The following is a 19,325-nucleotide window of genomic DNA, read 5'->3' as shown; positions in this document are numbered from 1 at the left end:
TCAATCAACAACGCACGTATTGCGTTAATTATGAATTTATAGCACGTTAAGCGAGTGTAACTTTCGACGAATGCGCCGGCCCGTTGGGCCATGAGCACGGCTGGAACCGGGGGGCTCCAATGGCGTCCATGAGTGTTCTCGTTTTTTCGCTCGCCGCGCTGCTTGGCTTCGCGTCCTACTATCTGACGCGGGGCAACACGCCCCGCCTTGTTGGCGGTCGCTTGGCACAACCAAATCTCGTCGCCTTGGTGGCCATCGGATCGGGCCTCGGACTTGCGACCGTCCTGGTCATCTTCGTCTGGGAAATCCACACCGAGTTGGGCACCCACGTTTGGCACGTCTATCGATTTGTCAGCACGCCCATCGCCTACTGCGCAGTCGTCGGAACGGTCTTTGGCTACCTCTTCGGATACTGGAGTTCGTTTCTCCTGAAGCCAGAACTTCTGACTCAGCCGGAAACTAATCGAGCCCATGGCCGATGGGGGCTTGTGCTTCTGACACTGCTTATCGTTTCCCTGTTCACCCCGTCCGTCGATGCCCTGCTCGGACGAGTGACGTCGATAAACTCGGCACCGCTTCAACTGTCGTTCTCCCAAGGACAGCAAGCCACACCCCAGAACAGCGCCGGTGGAATTTTTGGACAGGGGGGCGAAGGCACGGAAGACACCGCCCAACAGGCTTCAGCGCTTGTGCGATCGAGCTTCTACGCTGGCTTCGCAATACCGCTCCTGAAGAAGAATGCCATCGCTGACCCTTTCTATATCTCGATAGTCCGGTCCGAACCTTTTCCTGATACGCCACAGGACCTACCGGCGGTGCTGACGCGGACCGAAGCGTTTTCCTCCTGCCTCAAAGAGGCCGTACAAGGAAGTTCAGATCCCCTGCTGGTTCACACCTATTTTGGACCGGAAATCCATCGATTGCGCCTGGATACAATCGACAGATCCACCCACTCGGCGGCCGATATACGCGATATTGCCGGTAAGACCATCTATTTTGTCGAAGCAATCGCGAAACAAATAAATATACCAGATTACATTCAACGACATTACATTCCACAATACATCGCAGATAGTTGCATAATTGAACGATCCTCTAAACCAGAAGCGAATGAAGATCGCATCTCGAGTATTTTCGAAGATCTGTACGAGAGCCTTCTAATAAGCTTTGCCCTGGGAGCGGCGGGCGCGCACGAGGCCTCGATCCGTGCATTGGCTGAATGGATTGAAGGCACCGACAAAAAATACAAGGACATCGAGCAAGGCAGCCGCGCAGCGACATCGCTGCAGTGGGCCCAAATTCGAGCAAAGCAATATCTGGCCATCAGCCTTGCGATGGAAGGAATGCATACTGCACGCCGAGATTTGCTTGGCGACGTAACCCTGAACATGGAAGAACTGTTTTTCTCGGCCAACCAGCAAGGGGTCGGCGCCGTGCTGCGTGACCCTGACATGTGGGCGGAAGACAGGGACTGTCGTGCCCTTGAAACCAAGGTGCGCGAGAAACCGAACTTCCCCTCGGACTGGGAAGATCGCAGCCCGGAGGAGCGTCCCTTTCATGGCGAGCACAACGCGGCGGCCCGTCTCATGCTGAGCTATGTGAGCTACGCTGATCTGTTCGTTGAAGAAGCACTGGCACAGGACGCCGTCGATGCCCGCGTCTTCAATTATGCAATCCGCAACGCCCACCTGCCGTCGTGCCTTTTCACCCTTGGCCTGAGTAGTTCCGAGCAATCTCTCGAATTACAAGCAAAGTACAGGCTGCATCTCGCGAAGGTGCTCCTCTTCGCGTCGGAGTTCTGGGGCGAGAAAATCACCTACACCACCCTGACGGACCTGGAGGTTGAAAAGGAGGCGCTGCGCCACTTGATCCGCGCGGAAGATCTGCTCAAGCAGCGCGGTGACGCCGGAGACCCCGGCTGGTATGCGCAGATCGTATCAGGAGAATCGGGCACAGAGGCGATGCGGCGGCAAATTGATCGGCTGATCAGAAGGTTAACCCGCGTGGTGAGCGAAAATTCTGTCCCCTGAAGAGCCGCGCCGAAGCTGCCAGATCTTCTTCATCGACGTGCGCCGGCCGGAGAATGGAACGGGCCCCCGTTCGTGCGAACGCGGGGCCCGAACATCTAGTTGCACCCAATTGGGTAAACCAGATCCGGCTTCACGGGATAACAGTTCCCGCAAGCGCCGAGGCCATCGGTGCAAATGCGCCGGCGGCGGTGAGTGCGATCAAAAGCAAGCGCATCACTCGTCTCCCTTGCTGTCGCCGTTGAGACCAGATCCAAGACCGGGATAGCCGGCTTCGACCTCCGGGAACGCACGCGTTATGGTCGTCGTGGAGCTCCCGACACTCGCTTTTAGAGTATTCCGGGCCGCTACACAACCATTTGGCGATAACTTCAGCCACCCACAACCCGCTAAATCGTTGCCGCTGCAGGTGGGCTACACCCAATCGCTAGGAAACGTCTTTGGGGAAACGGTATGCCCGACAGGCCACAATCCGCGGGTCAGGACGGCCTGCCGTGAGGGATCCTTGCCCCCCTCACGCAGCCTCAGTCTCCCCCGCCGCCACGATCTTCACGATCTGGCGCATGATCTCCGACAGCTGGAAGTCCTTCGGCGTGTAGACGGCCGCGACGCCGCGCGCCTTGAGGGTTTCGGCGTCCTCCGGCGGGATGATGCCGCCGACGACCACCGGCACGTCGTCGAGGCCGGCGCGGCGCATGCGGTCCATCACGTCGCTGACCAGCGCCACGTGGGAGCCGGACAGCACCGAGAGGCCGACCACGTGGACGCCCTCTTCCAGCGCCGCGTTGACGATCTCGGCCGGCGTCAGGCGGATGCCCTCATAGACCACCTCCATGCCGCAGTCGCGGGCCCGCATAGCGATCTGCTCGGCACCGTTGGAGTGGCCGTCGAGGCCGGGCTTGCCGACCAGGAACTTCAGCCGCCGGCCGAGCCGGTCGGAGACGGCATCGACCTCGTCGCGGATGGCGGCGAGTTCGTCGGAATTGGTGCGCATGGCCTGGCCGACGCCGGTGGGCGCGCGGAACTCGCCAAACACGCGGCGCAGCGTCGTGCCCCATTCGCCGGTGGTCACCCCCGCCTTCGCGCAGACAATGGACGGCTCCATCAGGTTGCGGCCGTCCCGGGCGGCGGCCTCGAGGTCGGCCAGTGCAGACGCAGCCGCGTCGGCATCCCGGGCGGCGCGCCACGCCTCCAGGCGCTCCACCGCCTCCGCCTCCACGGTCTCCGGCACCGTCATCACCGCGCCCGCCCCGGTGGCGAGCGGCGACGGCTCGGACTCGGTGTAGGCGTTGACGCCGACGACCACCTGCGCGCCGCTCTCGATGCCCGCCAGCCGCCGGCCGTTGGCCTCCACCAACTGCTGCTTCATGTAGCTGGACTCGATCGCCGCCACCGCGCCACCCATGGCGTCGATGCGGGCGAGCTCCTCCTTCGCCGCCGCCTTGAGCTCGGCGACCCGCGCCTCCACGACGACCGAGCCGTCGAACAGGTCGCCGTATTCCAGGAGGTCCGTCTCGAAGGCGAGGATCTGCTGGGCGCGCAGGCTCCACTGCTGGTCGAACGGGCGCGGCAAGCCGAGCGCCTCGTTCCACGCCGGAAGCTGCACAGCGCGTGCCCGGGCATTCTTTGACAGGGTGACGGCCAGCATCTCGATGAGGATGCGGTAGACGTTGTTCTCCGGCTGGCTCTCCGTCAGCCCCAGCGAGTTCACCTGCACGCCGTAGCGGAAGCGCCGGTATTTCGGGTCGTCGACGCCGTAGCGCGTCTCACAGATCTCGTCCCACAGCTCCACGAACGCGCGCATCTTGCAGAGCTCGGTGACGAAGCGCAGCCCGGCGTTGACGAAGAAGGAGATGCGGCCGACGGCCTGGGGGAAATCGGCTTCCGGGATGGCGCCGGATGCCTTAGCCGCATCGAGCACCGCAATGGCGGTGGCGAGCGCGAAGGCGAGCTCCTGGGTCGGCGTCGCGCCGGCCTCCTGCAGATGGTAGGAGCAGACGTTGATCGGGTTGAACTTCGGCGTCTCGCGGCCGGTCCAGGCGATCACGTCGGTGATCAGCCGCATCGACGGGGCCGGCGGGAACACGTAGGTGCCGCGCGACAGATACTCCTTGATGATGTCGTTCTGGGTGGTGCCGGTCAGGCTGGCGCGCGGCGCGCCGGTCTCGTCGGCGACCGCGACGTAGAGCGCCAGCAGCCAGGCCGCCGTGGCGTTGATGGTCATCGACGTGTTCATGCGGTCGAGCGGGATGTCGGCGAACAGCGCCCGCATGTCGCCGATGTGGGCGATCGAGACGCCGACCTTGCCGACTTCGCCCTTGGCCAGCGCATGGTCCGGGTCGTAGCCGGTCTGGGTCGGCAGGTCGAAGGCGACCGACAGCCCGGTCTGCCCCTTGGCGAGGTTCGACCGGTAGAGCGCGTTCGACGCGGTCGCCGAGGAGTGGCCCGCATAGGTGCGGAAGATCCAGGGCTTGTCCCTGGATGCGCCGTCGTGGGTCCCGCCCGTCATCGCCATCGCCTCCCGTGTCCGTTTCGTACGCACAATGACAGCGTGCAGCGCAATAAATCTAGTGAGAACTCGACCGGCGGGCCAACACGCTCCGCGCGAGGCGGTCGTTTTTCCGCCCTTTGCGCTGCCCCGCCCGGCGTGCCAGTGTCAGGCAACACCACGGCGCCCGCTGGACATGCGGATATTGCGCTGCAATATAAAAGCACTGCCGTCGACTGGGGAGGAAACGATGTCGATTGCTCCGGCGAATGCCCACAAGGACCTCTACGAGATCGGGGAAATCCCGCCACTCGGACATGTCCCGGAGAAAATGTACGCCTGGGCGATCCGCAGGGATCGCCACGGCCCGCCCGAAACCTCGATGCAGGTGGAGGTGGTGCCCACCTGGACCATCGACAGCCAGGAAGTGCTGATCCTGGTGATGGCCGCGGGGGTCAACTACAACGGGATCTGGGCCGCGCTGGGCGAGCCGATCTCACCCTTCGACGGCCACAAGCAGCCCTACCACATCGCCGGATCCGACGCGGTGGGCATCGTCTGGGCCGTCGGCTCGAAGGTGAACCGCTGGAAGGTGGGCGACGAGGTCGTGGTCCACTGCAACCAGGACGACGGCGACGACGAGGAGTGCAACGGCGGCGACCCGATGTTCTCGCCGTCCCAGCGGATCTGGGGCTACGAGACGCCGGACGGCGGTTTCGCCCAGTTCGCCCGCGTCCAGGCGCGCCAGCTGATGGAGCGGCCGAAGCACCTCACCTGGGAGGAATCGGCCTGCTACACGCTGACGCTGGCCACCGCCTACCGGATGCTCTACGGCCACGCGCCGCACACCCTGAAGCCGGGCGACAACGTGCTCGTCTGGGGCGCGTCGGGCGGGCTCGGGGTGTTCGGCATCCAGCTCTGCGCGGCATCAGGCGCCAACGCCATCGGCGTCATCTCCGACGAGACCAAGCGCGACTTCGTGCTGTCGCTCGGCGCCCGCGGCGTCATCAACCGCAAGGAATTCGACTGCTGGGGCCAGCTGCCCAAGGTGAACAGCCCCGAATACGACACGTGGGCCAAGGAGGCGCGGCGCTTCGGCAAGGCGATCTGGGACATCACCGGCAAGGGCAAGAACGTCGACATCGTCTTCGAGCATCCCGGCGAGGCGACCTTTCCGGTCTCCACCTTCGTTGCCCGGCGCGGCGGCATGATCGTCTTCTGCGCCGGCACCACCGGGTTCAACCTCACCATGGACGCCCGCTACGTCTGGATGCACCAGAAGCGCGTGCAGGGATCGCACTTCGCCCATCTGAAACAGGCGACCGAGGCGAACCGCTTCGTGCTGAACCAGCGCGTCGACCCGTGCATGAGCGAAGTCTTCCCGTGGACGCAGATCCCGCGCGCCCACAGCAAGATGTGGAAAAACGAGCACGCCCCCGGCAACATGGCGGTGCTGGTCTCCGCTCCCACCACCGGGCTGCGCACCCTCGACGACGTGATCGAAGCCGGCCGCAGCGGCAGCTGAGGCGCTGCGGCCGCATCGACACCGGCCCGGCGCTCGCGGTTTGCGCCGGGTCACTCCGCGCCACGTCCCGCAATGCACCAAATCGCCTGCTTGCGTCGCCGACCGGCTTGGCTAGGCTTGCAGCCGAGATCCATCGGACGCCGCGCGGCGCCGGTGCACCGGACCCGACCGTCCATCGCCCACGCCCGACAGGACCCTGGACCATGCCCTCCTCCGCTTCCTCTCGCCTGCTCGCCCTTGCCGCCGCCGCGCTCGTCACCGGCGCCCTCGCGTCCGCACCCGCGCGGGCCGCCGACGACACCTGCGACGTCGACCGCCCGGTGATGTTCGCCGGCTTCGACTACGAATCGGGGGCGTTCCACACCGCGGTGGCCAAGTTCATCGCCAAGAACGGCTACGGCTGCGCCGTCGACGACCTGCCCGGCTCGACGATCCCGCTGATCAACGGCGTGGCGCGGGGCGACCTCGACGTGATCATGGAGATCTGGACCGCCAACCCGGCCCAGGCCTGGGTCGACGCGGAGAAGGCCGGACAGGTCGTCGCGCTCGGCACCACCTTTCCCGACGCGATCGAGGGCTGGTTCGTGCCGAAATATCTGGTCGACGGCGACAGCGCCGCGGCACCCAGCCTGAAGCAGGTGTCCGACCTGCCGGAATACGCGGAGATGTTCACCGATCCGGAGGAGCCCAGCAAAGGGCGCTTCTACAACTGCCCGGCCGGCTGGCAGTGCGAGATCGTCAACTCCAAGAAGCTCGTCGCCTACGGGCTCGCGGACTCCTACACCAACTTCCGCCCGGGCACGGGGGCGGCGCTCGCCGCCGCCGTCAATTCGGCCTATCTGCGCGAGAAGCCGATCCTGTTCTACTACTGGGCGCCGACCGCGCTGATGGGCCAGCACGACTTCGTGCAGCTGCAGGAGCCGGCCTTCAACCGCGAGATCTGGGACCAGATGATGGCGAGCGACGATCCGCAGTCGGCGACCGCCTATCCGGTCAGCAAGGTCATCATCGGCGCCAACAAGACGTTCTCCGAAAGCGCCCCCAACCTCACCGCCTTCCTGACCGCCTACACCACCACCAGCGACCTCACCAGCAAGGCGCTGGCCGACATGGAAGCCAACGGCGGCGACGCCGACATGGCCGCCAAGACCTTCCTGAAGGCGCACGAGGACGTGTGGACCAAATGGGTGCCGGCATCGGTGGCGGAGAAGGTGAAGGCCGCGCTCTGAGGCGCGGGCGCGTCATCGGAAGCGCTGGCGGTCGCTGCACGGCAGCCCTGCGCTGACCCGGCAGACGGAGCCAGGGCAGAGGGCGCTGGGCCGGAGGCGCGCGATATCGTGACGTCCGGGGCGGCGCGCGGCGTTTTGCCATCTGCGACTTTTGAGGCAGGATGGCAGCGGTGACCCGCGCGCAAGCGACGGCCGAGAACAAGACAGGGATGTCGATGCCACCCGGATTGCCGTCCGATGACCGAGTTCGGCGCACGCGGCCTGCGGTGCTGACACTCGCCCTTTCGATTGCCGTTCTGAGCCTGACGGCGGCGACGCGCCCTGCCGCAGCCGCCGATGAGGTATCTGCCGTCCCCGTCTGCGAAGTCGACCGGCCGATCGTTCTTGCCGCCCTCGAGTGGGACTCCAGCGCGTTCCACAACGCGGTCACCAGCTTCATCCTCGAGCATGGCTACGGCTGCCGGACCACGCTGGAGGCCGGCTCGACGATCCCGCTGCTGAGCCGCATGGCGCGGGGCCAGATCGACGTCACGATGGAGATGTGGAGCTCCAACGTCGAGGAGGCCTGGAAGCAGGCGGTGGCCAGGGGCGCCGTCCGATCGCTCGGCGTCAACTTTCCGGACGCCACCCAGGCCTGGTTCGTGCCGAAATACCTGGTGGAGGGCGACGACGCCCCGGCCAGGGGCCTGAAGTCGGTCTTCGACCTGCCGAAGTACAAGGACCTGTTCGCCGACCCCGAGGCGCCCGGCAAGGGCCGCTTCACCAACTGCATCCTCGGCTGGGGCTGCGAGGTCATCAACACCAAGAAGCTGCACGCCTACGACCTCACCGACAGCTACACCAACTTCCGCCCCGGCACCGGCGCGGCGCTGTCGTCGGACATCGAGAGCGCCATCCAGGCCCGCAAGCCGATCGTCTTCTACTACTGGGGGCCGACCTGGCTGCTCGGCAAGGTCGGCGACCAGATCGTCGAGCTGGAGGAGCCGCCGTACGACGAGGCGATCTGGACGAAGCTCACCCAGGCCTCCAATCCGGGTGACGTGACGCAAGCGACCGCCTATCCGCCCGTCGCCGTCTACAAGGCGGTCAACACCGGCTTCGCCGAGACGGCCCCGGGCATCGTGGAATTCCTGTCCCGGTACGAGACGACCAACGCCATGGTCTCGAAGGCGCTCGCCTACATGCAGGACAACAACGCGACCGCCGACGAGGCCGCCGTGCATTTCCTGCGGGAAAACCCCGACATCTGGTCGACCTGGGTTCCGGCGGAAGTGGCCGAAACCGTCAAGTCTGCGCTCGCCGGGAGCTGAGCCGGCACCGTCCGGTCCAACCAACACAGGCGTGCGGCAAGCCGTCGGATCAGCCAGCCAGAGGCAGGAATGAACCAGGAAGCCTTCTTTCTCGGCGGGACGGTCGGGCGCTCCATCCGCGACGCCACCAACGAGGCCGTCACCTACCTGGTGGTCAACTACGGCAACGTCTTCGAAGGCGTCTCGCACGGGCTGCTGACCGTCCTCGTGGCGCTGGAGCAGGTGCTGCGCGGCGCGCCGGCCTGGCTGGTCATCGCCGTGGTCGGGATGATCGCCTACGCGGCCAGCCGCCGCGTCGGGCTGACCGTCGCGATGATGGTCGCCATGTGGTTCCTCGGCACGCTCGGGCTGTGGGAACAGGCGATGCAGACGGTGGCCATCATGCTCGTCTCGGTCGGCCTGTCCATCGTCATCGGCGTGCCGCTGGGCGTGCTGTCGGCCCGGTCCAACCTGACCCGAACCGTCATCAACCCGATCCTCGACCTGATGCAGACGATCCCGAGCTTCGTCTACCTGATCCCGGCGGCGATGCTGTTCGGCCTCGGCAAGGTTCCGGCGATCCTGGCGACCGTGATCTACGCCACGCCGCCGCTCATCCGCCTGACCGACCTCGGCATCCGGCTGGTCGACACCGAGGTGATCGAGGCGAGCCGCGCGTTCGGCGCCACCCGCTGGCAGATGCTGAAGGGGGTCCAGATCCCGCTCGCCCTGCCCTCCATCATGCAGGGCATCAACCAGACCACGATGATGGCGCTGGCCATGGTGGTGATCGCCTCGATGATCGGCGCGCGCGGCGTCGGCGAGACCGTGCTTCTCGGGCTGCAGCGCAACGATTCCGGCCAGGGCCTCGTCGGCGGCATCGCCATCGTCATCCTCGCCGTCGTCTTCGACCGCATCAGCCAGTCCATCGGCGCGCGCGCCCAGGCCTACCGCAACGTGGCCAACTCCTGACCGCGGCGGACGCGTCAGACGAACAGCAGGAAACGAGATGGCGCTGATCGAAGTCCAGCACATCACCAAGATCTTCGGCCCGAACCCGAAAGCGGCGCTCGCCCGGGTGAAGGAAGGCATGAGCAAGGAGGACCTCCTTGCCCAGACCGGCCATACCCTCGGCCTCGACGACATCTCGCTGTCGATCGAAAAGGGCGAGATCTTCGTGGTGATGGGCCTGTCCGGCTCCGGCAAGTCGACGCTGATCCGCCATTTCAACCGGCTGATCGACCCGACCGACGGCCACCTCCTCGTCGACGGCACCGACATCCTCGGCCTCTCCATGCGCGAGCTCGGCGCGTTCCGCCGCCAGCGGATGAGCATGGTGTTCCAGCGCTTCGGCCTGATGCCCCACCGCACGGTGGTCGAGAACGTCGCCTACGGGCTCGAGGTGCGCGGCCTCGGCCGCAGGGACCAGGACGCCCGCGCCCGCCGGTGGATCGACACCGTCGGTCTCTCCGGCTTCGAGCACCAGTACCCGAGCCAGCTGTCGGGCGGCATGCAGCAGCGGGTCGGGCTCGCCCGGGCGCTGGCGACCGATGCCGACATCCTGCTGATGGACGAGGCGTTCTCGGCCCTCGACCCGCTGATCCGCAGCCAGATGCAGGACCAGCTGATCGCCCTGCAGGCCGAGCTCAACAAGACCATCGTCTTCATCACCCACGACCTCGACGAGGCGCTCCGGCTCGGCGACCGCATCGCCATCCTGAAGGACGGCCGGCTGTCGCAGGTCGGACGGCCGCCGGAAATCCTGCTCAACCCCGCCGACGACTATGTCCGCGCCTTCGTGCGCGACGTGAATCGGGCGCGGGTGCTGACGGTGGACGTCATCATGAAGCCGCCCCAGCACCGGATCACCCAGGAGAATCTCGAGCGCGCCCTGGCCGACATGCGCCGGAAGGGCGCCGCCTACGGGTATGCCGTGGACGGCGAGAGCTACCGTGGCGTCGTCACTCAGGATGCCGTCCAGGCCGCCATCGAGCACCCGAACGGTGCCAGGACCACCTGGGACCTGGCCGAGGAATACCCGGTCGTGCATCAGACCGATGCGCTCGAGATCGCCCTTCCCACGACGCTCGCCTCCGACTATCCCGTCGCCGTCGTCGACCGGGAAGGCCGGCTGCAGGGCGTCATCACCCCCGAACGGATGTCCGACGCGCTGACGCCGCCGAGCCAGGAGGACCGGGCCGGCGACCCCGCCCGGACGCAACGCTGACAATGCGGCCCGGCGCCGGGGGCCAATCGTCGGCGCGCCTTATCCGCGCCGCCTTCTGCTGCACGGGTGCGCCGGCAACCGCCCCGGCACGACGGGTACCATTCGTGACCATGCCCCGACCCGCCCACCGCGCCTTGGTTGAACGGTACGCCCGATGCTCCGTCCGCTCCTGATCAGTCTGCTCCTGTCCGCGGCTTTCCTGGCTGCGGCGCCGCACGGCCGCGCCGAGGCGCAGGGCATCCGGCAGATGCTGGAACAGGCGGTTTCGCCCGATCAGCCCGCCCCGGCGGAGCCCCCCGAGACCGCGCCCGACACCGACCCGCCGGCACGCCCCGTCTCCATCGCGCCGGCCACCGTGGACCCGGCGGATCAGGCCCTGCTCGACGGCTGGAAGATCAAGCTCGACCAGATCGCGAGCACCCTGGAGCACGAAGACCTTCCGGACACCCGCCTGGTCGAGCTGCGCCGGACGGCCATCGAGATCCGCGACCAGATCAAGCCGCTGATCGACCGGCTGAAGCCGCGCGCCGACACGCTCAAGGCGCGCCTCGACGAATTGAGCCTGCCGGAGGAGCAGAGCGCGCTGGAGCCCGCGACGCTGAAGCTGGAACGCGAGTCCCAGACCCGCAGCCTGGTGGCGCTCGAGGCCGTCCTGAAGCAGGCCCAGTCGATCCGCCTGCGCGCCGACGAACTGATCTCGACGATCGAGGAACGGCGCCGGCAGCTGTTCGCCGCCGAGATTGGCGAGCGCCGCAGCAGCATCCTCGATCCGTCCCTCTGGCGCGACATCGTCTCCGAACTGCCGCGCGCCGTCCGCAGCCTCAACCTGCTGGTGGAGGACTGGACCGCGCTGCTGCGCCAGCGGGCGGGCGGCGCCTCGGCGGCCGGCGGCCTGCTGGTGTTCCTGCTCGTCATCATCATCGTGGGCCCGGTGCGGCGCTATCTCGACCGGCGAACCAACCGCGACCCGACCGCGACCAACGTCGCCCCCCTGCCCAAGGTGACGCATGCGGTGGCGATCGCCTCGGTCAACGTGGGCATCGTCCTGGTCCTGCTGGGCGGCCTGATCATCCTGCTCGACGCCTTCGACCTGTCGCCGCCGCGGATCGACGAGACGCTGTCGGCGCTCCTCCAGTCGCTCGGCCTGTTTGCCCTGGTCCGCGGCCTGAGCCAGGCGATCATCGCGCCTGTCCGGCCAACCTGGCGCTACCTCACGGTCGCCGACGGAGCCGCGGTCTCCATCAACAAGTGGGTCGTCCTCTACGCAGGAGTCTTCTGCGCAGGCCTCTTCATCGTGCGCATGTCGGACGTGCTCGCCCTGCCGCTGCCGGTGATCGAGGGCCTGCAGGGCATCTTCGCGCTCGCCACCGCGGCGGCGTCGATGGGAACGCTGCATGCGATCGCCCGCGGCCTCAACGAGGATTCCGACAGCCCCGGCGGCGGCACCATCGCGATCTGGCGCTGGCTGCTGCCGCCCGCCTGGCTGACCGCGATCGTCGCGGCGCTCGCTCCGCTGGCCGGCTATCTCACGCTGGGCTGGTTCCTCGTCGGCCAGTCCGCCTGGGTCGGCGTCGTGCTCAGCATCCTGTTCGTCGCGCTGATCCTGGCCGACGAGCTTATTTCGGCCGCGTTCCGGGCCGGCACCCCGGTCGGCGACCTGCTCTTGCGCAACCTGCGCCTGCGGCCGGCGACGATCGAACAGCTCGGCGCGATCCTGTCCGGCGTCGGCCGGATCTTCCTGGTGATCATCGCCGGAAGTCTCGTCCTCGCACCATTCGGGCTGAACAAGGACGACCTCTCCGGAGCCATCACCCGCACCGTCAGCGGGCTCAGCATCGGCTCGGTGACGATCTCCCCGGGGGCGATCGTCGCGGCGCTCATCGTCTTCGCGGTCGGCATGCTCGCCACCCGCACCTTCCAGCGCTGGCTCGACACCCGGTTCCTGCCGCACACCCGCATGGACGTGGGCCTGAAGACCTCGGTGCGGACGGGGCTCGGCTATCTCGGCGTGATCGTCGCCGGCATGCTCGCGTTCTCCGTCGCCGGCTTCAACCTGCAGAACGTCGCCATCATCGCCGGCGCGCTCTCGGTCGGTGTCGGTTTCGGCCTGCAGTCGATCGTCAACAACTTCGTCTCGGGGCTGATCCTGCTGGCCGAACGCCCGATCAAGGCGGGCGACTGGATCGTCGTCGGCGCCGACCAGGGCTACGTCAAGCGCATCAACGTGCGCTCGACCGAGATCGAGACCTTCGACCGCTCCACGGTGATCGTGCCGAACTCCGACCTCATCTCCGGCGTCGTGAAGAACTGGATGCACAACGACAACTCCGGCCGCATCATCGTCGACGTGCGGGTGCCGTTCCAGTCGGATCCGGACCAGGTGCACGACCTGCTGCTGGAGGTGGCCCAGTCGCATCCGAACGTTCTCGCCTATCCGGAGGCGAAGGTGTATCTGTCGAACTTCGGCGAATCGGCGCTCGAGTTTCAGCTGTTCTGCTATCTCGGCAACGTCGACTACATGCTGAGCGCGAAATCGGAGCTGCGCTTCGCCGTGTTCCGGGCGCTGCGCGAGAACGGCATCGAGATCCCGTACACCCGCCGCGACGTCCACCTTGCCGACAGGGCCGCCGACCGGCCCGGCCCCGCGGGCGCGCCGCACCAACCCGACCCGCCTTCCCCTGAAGCCATCTCGGATGCCCCGGACGGGGATGGCGCCGAGATCTGATCCCATCCCCGCAAGGACACATCGCATGACCTTTGGACGCGCTTGCCGCCTCCTGGCCCTGGTGGCGCTCGCCGGCGTTGCCGCCTGCGCCAAACCGCCCGAGAAGCCGAGTTTCTACCAGGACCTCGCCTCGCCCAGTGCGACGATCGACACGGCGGCTGCCGTCAACCTGATCAACAACTATCGCCAGAACAACGGCCTGCCGCCGCTCACCGTCGATCCCGCCCTCAACCGGATCGCCCAGGAGCAGGCCGACGTACTCGCCGCCCGCGACAGCATCCAGGTGTCGCTCGGGGGCGAGCGCGCCATCGAGGCGCGCCTCAAGGCGGCCGGCTATCCGGCTTCCTCGGCCGTGGAAAACGTCAGCGCCGGCTACCGCACGATGGCCGAGACCTTCTCCGGCTGGCGCGAGCTGAAGACCCACAACGCCCACATGCTCGACCCGAAGGCAACCCGCTTCGGCATCGCCACGTCCTATGCGCCGGGGTCGAAATACAAGGTCTTCTGGGCCGGCATCTTCGCCGCCCCGGCGGAGTAGCGACCCCGCCATTTGCGATCGGGGCCGTCGGTTTCCATAGTGCGCCCGACGGTCCCACCGACCGAACGAGAAGAAGGGCGGCCCCGTGACGAACCTTTCCAAGGCGCCGGATTACGACAGCCTCGTTACCGGCTTCCGCTGGCAGGTGCCGGACCGCTACAACATCGCGGCCGACGCCAACGACCGCTGGGCGGCGGCCGAACCCGACCGGACGGCGATCATCGAGATCGACGAGGACGGCGGCCAGCGCACCATCAGCCATGGCGCCCTCCACCGCCAGGTGGCCCGCCTCGCCAACGTGCTCGCCGCCCATGGCCTCGCCCGCGGCGACCGCATCGCGGTGTTCCTGCCGCAGGTCACCGAGACCGCCGTCGCCCACCTCGCCATCTACCGGATGGGCGCCGTGGCGCTGCCGCTGGCGGCCGTGTTCGGCCCCGACGCGCTGCGCTTCCGGCTCGCCGATGCGGGGGTGCGCGCCATCGTCACCAACCGGATCGGCGCCGGCAAGCTCGCCGGCATCCGCACCGAGCTCCCCGGCCTCTCGCTCGTGCTCTCCATCGACGGGGCCGAGGAGGGTGCCGCCGACTACGCCGCCCTCCTCGACAGGGCATCGGACCGGTTCGAGACCGCCGATACCGGCGCCGACGAGCCGTCGATGATGATCTACACCTCCGGCACCACCGGCCCGCCGAAGGGCGCGCTGCACGGCCACAGGGTGCTGCTCGGCCACGTCCCCGGCGTGCAGATGCACCACGATTTCCTGCCGCAGCCGGGCGACCGGATCTGGACGCCCGCCGACTGGGCCTGGGCCGGCGGGCTCCTCAACGTGCTGCTGCCGGCGCTGAAGCTGGGCGTGCCCGTCGTCGCCCGCCGTTTCGACCGCTTCGATCCCGAGGAGGCCTGGCGGCTGATGGTCGATGCGGGCGTGCGCAACGCGTTCATCCCGCCGACGGCGCTCAGGATGCTGAAGGCCGCGCCGCCCCCCGCCGGGCTCACCCTCCGGTCGGTCGGCTCGGGCGGCGAGAGCCTGGGACGCGGTACCTTCGACTGGGGCCATTCCGCCCTCGGGCTGACCATCAACGAATTCTACGGCCAGACCGAATGCAACCTGGTGCTGTCGTCGTGCGCCGCCATCGGGGTCAACAAGGGCGGCGCCATCGGCAAGGCCGTCCCCGGCCACACCGTCGCCGTCGTCGACGACGGGGGCCGCGAGGTCCCGCGCGGCACCCAGGGCACCATCGCCGTCAGGGCGCCGGACCCGGTGATGTTCCTCGCCTACTGGAACAACCCCGCCGCCACCCGCGACAAGTTCCGCGGCGACTGGCTGATGACCGGCGACCAGGGCACCATGGACGACGACGGCTACGTCACCTTCGTCGGCCGCGACGACGACGTCATCACTTCGTCGGGCTACCGGATCGGCCCCACCGAGATCGAGGACTGCCTGGTGGCCCATCCGGCGGTGCAGCTGGCCGCGGTCGTCGGCAAGCCGGACGCCATGCGCACGGAGATCGTCAAGGCGTTCGTCCAGCTCAGGCCGGAGATCGCGCCGAGCGAAGCGCTGGCCGGCGACATCCAGGCCCATGTGCGCGAACGGCTGTCGGCGCACGAATATCCGCGCGAGATCACCTTCGTGGAGGAGATGCCGCTGACCACCACCGGCAAGGTCATCCGCCGGGTGTTCCGCGACCGGGTGCGCGACGAGGCCGCGACGGACGGGGCCGACACCGACGGACACGCATGATGGAGACGGCAGGCCGGCTGCGGCTCGCCACCTTCAACGTGGAGTCCTTCGGCGGCGACCGGGCGGGCAGCGCCGCGACGGCGGCGCGCCTCGACGCGCTGCGCGCCGTCATCGTTCCGCTCGCGGCCGACGTCCTCTGCCTGCAGGAGGTGAACGGCCAGCGGCCCCAGGGCGGTGGCGACCGGACGCTCGCCGATCTCGACCAGCTTCTGGACGGCACCGCGTTCGCGGGCTGCCAGCGCGTCTCGGCCGGGCTGGCCGGGCCGGTCGGCGACCGCCACAACCTGGTCGTGGTGTCGCGCCTGCCGATCGTCGCGCACCGGCGGCTGTGGCACGATCTCGTGCCACCGGCCTCGCTGCGGCTGCCGACGGCCGCCGATGATCCGATCGACGTGGCCTTCGACCGGCCGGTTCTCCAGGCAACGATCGCGCTCGCGCCCGGTCGGCACCTCGACGTCTTCAACGCCCATCTGCGCGCACCGCTCGCCGCCCCCGTGCCGGGCGAAAAGCTCGACGCCCACACGTGGCGCAGCGCCAGCGGCTGGGCGGAAGGCTACTATCTGGCGGCGATGAAGCGGATGGGGCAGGCGCTGGAGATCCGGCGGGCGATCGATCTGCTGCTGGACGGCGATCCCGACCGGTTGATCGCGGTGGCGGGCGACCTCAACGCCGATCTCCTGGAGACGCCGCTGCGCCTGCTGCTGGCCGCCCCCGGCGACACCGGCACCCCGGCGCTGGCGCACCACGCGCTGATCGCGGCGGAGGCCCGGGTGGCGGCGGCGCTGCGCTTCACCACGCTGCACGACGGGCGGCCGCAGCTTCTCGACCACATCCTGATGAGCCGGGCGCTGGCCGAGCACCTCACCGACGTGCGCATCGACAACGCGCACGTGATCGACGACACGGCGGTTCCGGAGGACTTTCCCGGATCGCTGCACGCGCCGCTGTCGGCGGATTTCGCGTTCGGCGCGCCCTGACCGGAGCAGGCTCAGTCGCGCTTCAGCGCCTCGATGTAGGCGACGATGTCGGCGATCTCGGCGCGCGAGAGCGACAGGTTCGGCATCACGGGGTGCGGATTGGCGAGGAACGCCGCGAGCCCGTCCGCCGTCAGGCTCTCCGACCTCGCGATCGCCGCGAACGGCGGCACGTCGGCGCTCCCCGTCGTCTGCTCCTCGTCGACGATGTGGCATGCGGAGCACCACTGCCGGGCGAGCGCGTGGCCTTCGTCGGCGTCTCCGGCGGCGAAGGCCGGGACGACCTGTCCGGCGACGAGGGCGAGAATGCTGAGGTAGCGGAGTCCAGTCACGGGAACGATCGCTCCGGAAGCAGTCTCCGGCCGGACAGGAACGGGCCCGGCGGCGACGGTGACGTGGGTGGCGACGGCCACCAGATCACGACCGGCCGGCGGGCTCCGTGATTTCGATCAATTCCGGAAAGAAGTGGCCGGACGGCGCCAAGCGCCGTCCGGCTGCACGGAAACGCGGCGGGGTCAGCTGCCGGCGGTCTCGGCCGGAGCCAGCGCCTTCGCCTGGCCGATCCAGTCGTCGCGGCGGATGCGGCCGGGGAACGACAGCGCGCCGTCGATCTCGTCGATGGCCGAGGCGCTCAGCCGGGCGACCTGCTCGAAATGGAAGATACCCATATCGTTCAGGCGCTTGGCGAGACCGGGTCCGATGCCGCGGATGCGGGTCAGGTCATCGGCGGTGCCGTTCGGCGCGGCGAGCGCGACATCGGCCAGCGACCCGCGCTTCGGCTTCGCCTTACGGGCCGACCTGGGAGTCGCGGCCTTCGCGGGAGCCTTGGCGGCGGTCTTTGCGGGCGCGGTCCGTGATGCGGGCGTGGCCTTCGCCTTGGGAGCAGCAGCGGCCTTCGGCGCCGCTTTCGCCTTGGGGGCGGCCGCCTTGGGGGTCGGCGTGGCCTTCGGAGCCGTCGCGGCCTTGGCGGGCGCCCTGGTCTCGGGCTTCGCGGCGGCCGGGGCTTTCGCCTGGGCGTCCGGCGCCTTCGCCTCGACCGGCTTCGGAGCCGCCGCCTTCGCCTCGGCGGGCGTCGCATCGGCGGCGGCCTTCGGCGCAGGCGCCTTGGTCTCAGCCGGCTTCGCGTCCACGGCCTTCGGCTCGGCCGCCTTGGCCGCGGCCGGAGCCGGGCTCGCCTTCGGCGCGGCGCGCGGCTCGTGGGTGAGGATGAAATCGGCGATGCGCGGGCAGATTTCCGAGCGATAGCGCGAACCGTTGAAGACGCCGTAGTGGCCGACGCCCGGCTGCATGTAGTGGGAGCGCTTGTCGTCCGGCAGGTTGACCGCCAGCCCGTGCGCCGCCTTCGTCTGGCCGAGCCCGGAGATGTCGTCCTTCTCGCCCTCGATCGTCAGCAGCGCCGTGCGCCGGATCGCGCTCGGATCGACGCGGCGGCCACGGTGCAGGAAGGTCCCCTTCGGCAGGTCGTGGTTCATGAACACCCGCTCGAGCGTCTGCAGGTAGAACTCGGCCGTCAGGTCCATCACCGCCAGATATTCGTCGTAGAACTCGCGGTGCTTCTCGGCGGAATCGCCGTCGCCCTCGATCAGGTGGTGGAAGAAGTCGTGGTGCGCCGTCATGTGGCGGTCGAGGTTCATGCTCATGAACCCGGTCAGCTGCAGGAAGCCCGGATAGACGTCGCGCAGGAAGCCCGGATGCGGAAACGGCACCCGCATGATGACGTTGCGCTGGAACCAGTCGATCGAATGCCGCTTGGCCAGGTCGTCGACCGCCGTCGGATTGACCCGGGTGTCGATCGGCCCGCCCATCAGCGTCATGGAGAGCGGCGCGTAGGGGTCTTCGTCCTCTTCCATGAGCGAGACCGCCGCGAACACCGGCACGGCCGGCTGGCAGACGGCCATCACGTGGGTGTTGCCGCCGAGAAAGCGCAGCATGGAGATGACGTAATCGATGTAGTCGTCGAGATCGAAGGGCCCGTCGGTCTCCGGGACCATCCGGGCGTCGATCCAGTCGGTGATGTAGACGTCGTGGTTGGGCAGCAGGGCCTCGACCGTCCCGCGCAGCAGCGTCGCGTAGTGGCCGGACATCGGCGCCACCACCAGCACCTTCGGATCCCGGCGCCGGCCTTCCGGCAGCGCGCGGGTGAAATGCACCAGCCGGCAGAACGGCCGCTCCCAGACCACGTCCTCTCGGACCGCAACCCGGGTGCCGCTTACCGTCGTCGAGCCGAACCCGAACTCGGGCTTGCCATACCGCCGCGTCACCCGTTCGAACAGCTCGCTGCCGGCCGCCAGGCTCTTGCCGAACGTGGTGTGGGCGAGCGGGTTGAGCGGATTCTTGAAGTAGAGGCGCGCCGCGTCCGCCGCCGCCCGCCACGGGCTGAGGACGGCGTGGTTCAGTTCATAGAGTTCATAGTACACGACGAAATGTCCCAAGTTCGATGTGCGATGCCGCCCACGGATGCGGTGCTTTTGCGCCGCACAAACAATAGCGGCGCAAAACTGCGCTCTGCAAGTCGACGCACTGTGGATTGCTTGGCTTGCAGGAAGCTGAGCACGATCA

At 67.8% G+C, this 19,325-nt stretch carries 13 protein-coding genes; 10 read left to right on the top strand and 3 right to left on the bottom strand.

The genetic code is table 11. From position 1 onward, the window contains the following. The first annotated feature begins 128 nt into the window (after positions 1–128). Positions 129–2,030: a hypothetical protein gene (locus ACSSVZ_RS23385; protein WP_453973234.1), complete on the top strand. Its 1,902-nt coding sequence runs from the start codon at positions 129–131 to the stop codon at positions 2,028–2,030. 511 nt (positions 2,031–2,541) lie between these two features. Here the strand turns inward: ACSSVZ_RS23385 and ACSSVZ_RS23380 are convergent. Then, positions 2,542–4,536 carry a methylmalonyl-CoA mutase family protein gene (locus ACSSVZ_RS23380; RefSeq protein ID WP_453973233.1) on the bottom strand — a complete coding sequence of 665 codons (1,995 nt, stop codon included), beginning with the start codon at positions 4,534–4,536 and terminating at the stop codon, positions 2,542–2,544. A gap of 229 nt (positions 4,537–4,765) precedes the next feature. On the opposite strand from ACSSVZ_RS23380, the gene ccrA reads away from it, so the two are divergent. From ccrA to ACSSVZ_RS23335, 9 genes are all read left to right on the top strand, one after another. Then, the gene (gene ccrA / locus ACSSVZ_RS23375) at positions 4,766–6,040 is read left to right on the top strand and encodes a crotonyl-CoA carboxylase/reductase (RefSeq protein WP_453973232.1); all 1,275 of its coding nucleotides are present in this window, start codon (positions 4,766–4,768) and stop codon (positions 6,038–6,040) included. Positions 6,041–6,243: 203 nt separating this feature from the next. After that, positions 6,244–7,269 carry an ABC transporter substrate-binding protein gene (locus ACSSVZ_RS23370; RefSeq protein WP_453973231.1) on the top strand — a complete coding sequence of 342 codons (1,026 nt, stop codon included), beginning with the start codon at positions 6,244–6,246 and terminating at the stop codon, positions 7,267–7,269. Positions 7,270–7,535: 266 nt separating this feature from the next. After that, positions 7,536–8,579 carry an ABC transporter substrate-binding protein gene (locus ACSSVZ_RS23365; RefSeq protein ID WP_453973230.1) on the top strand — a complete coding sequence of 348 codons (1,044 nt, stop codon included), beginning with the start codon at positions 7,536–7,538 and terminating at the stop codon, positions 8,577–8,579. 69 nt (positions 8,580–8,648) lie between these two features. Further along, complete coding sequence (locus tag ACSSVZ_RS23360; RefSeq protein ID WP_453973229.1) at positions 8,649–9,530, top strand: ABC transporter permease; 882 nt, start codon at positions 8,649–8,651, stop codon at positions 9,528–9,530. A gap of 37 nt (positions 9,531–9,567) precedes the next feature. Beyond that, complete coding sequence (locus ACSSVZ_RS23355; protein WP_453973228.1) at positions 9,568–10,785, top strand: quaternary amine ABC transporter ATP-binding protein; 1,218 nt, start codon at positions 9,568–9,570, stop codon at positions 10,783–10,785. 154 nt (positions 10,786–10,939) lie between these two features. Beyond that, entirely contained in the window at positions 10,940–13,510 is a 2,571-nt protein-coding gene (locus tag ACSSVZ_RS23350) for a DUF3772 domain-containing protein (protein WP_453973227.1), read from the top strand. 25 nt (positions 13,511–13,535) lie between these two features. Next, positions 13,536–14,048, top strand: a complete 513-nt coding sequence (locus ACSSVZ_RS23345; protein ID WP_453973225.1) for a CAP domain-containing protein — start codon at positions 13,536–13,538, stop codon at positions 14,046–14,048. Positions 14,049–14,133: 85 nt separating this feature from the next. Beyond that, positions 14,134–15,792, top strand: coding sequence for an AMP-binding protein (locus ACSSVZ_RS23340; RefSeq protein ID WP_453973224.1), 1,659 nt, complete (start codon positions 14,134–14,136; stop codon positions 15,790–15,792). Next, complete coding sequence (locus tag ACSSVZ_RS23335) at positions 15,789–16,769, top strand: endonuclease/exonuclease/phosphatase family protein (protein ID WP_453973223.1); 981 nt, start codon at positions 15,789–15,791, stop codon at positions 16,767–16,769. Before ACSSVZ_RS23340 ends, ACSSVZ_RS23335 begins: the two co-directional genes overlap by 4 nt. A gap of 11 nt (positions 16,770–16,780) precedes the next feature. On the opposite strand, the gene ACSSVZ_RS23330 is transcribed toward ACSSVZ_RS23335, so the two are convergent. Then, on the bottom strand, positions 16,781–17,098 hold the full coding sequence (locus ACSSVZ_RS23330) for a c-type cytochrome (protein ID WP_453973222.1): 318 nt from the start codon (positions 17,096–17,098) through the stop codon (positions 16,781–16,783). Positions 17,099–17,281: 183 nt separating this feature from the next. Continuing rightward, positions 17,282–19,183 carry a polyhydroxyalkanoate depolymerase gene (phaZ, locus tag ACSSVZ_RS23325; protein WP_453973221.1) on the bottom strand — a complete coding sequence of 634 codons (1,902 nt, stop codon included), beginning with the start codon at positions 19,181–19,183 and terminating at the stop codon, positions 17,282–17,284. Positions 19,184–19,325: the final 142 nt, after the last annotated feature.

It is taken from the genome of Amorphus sp. MBR-141, from assembly GCF_053628695.1.
Note: the sequence above shows the minus strand (reverse complement) of the source record. Positions and strands in the feature narration are given on the sequence as shown.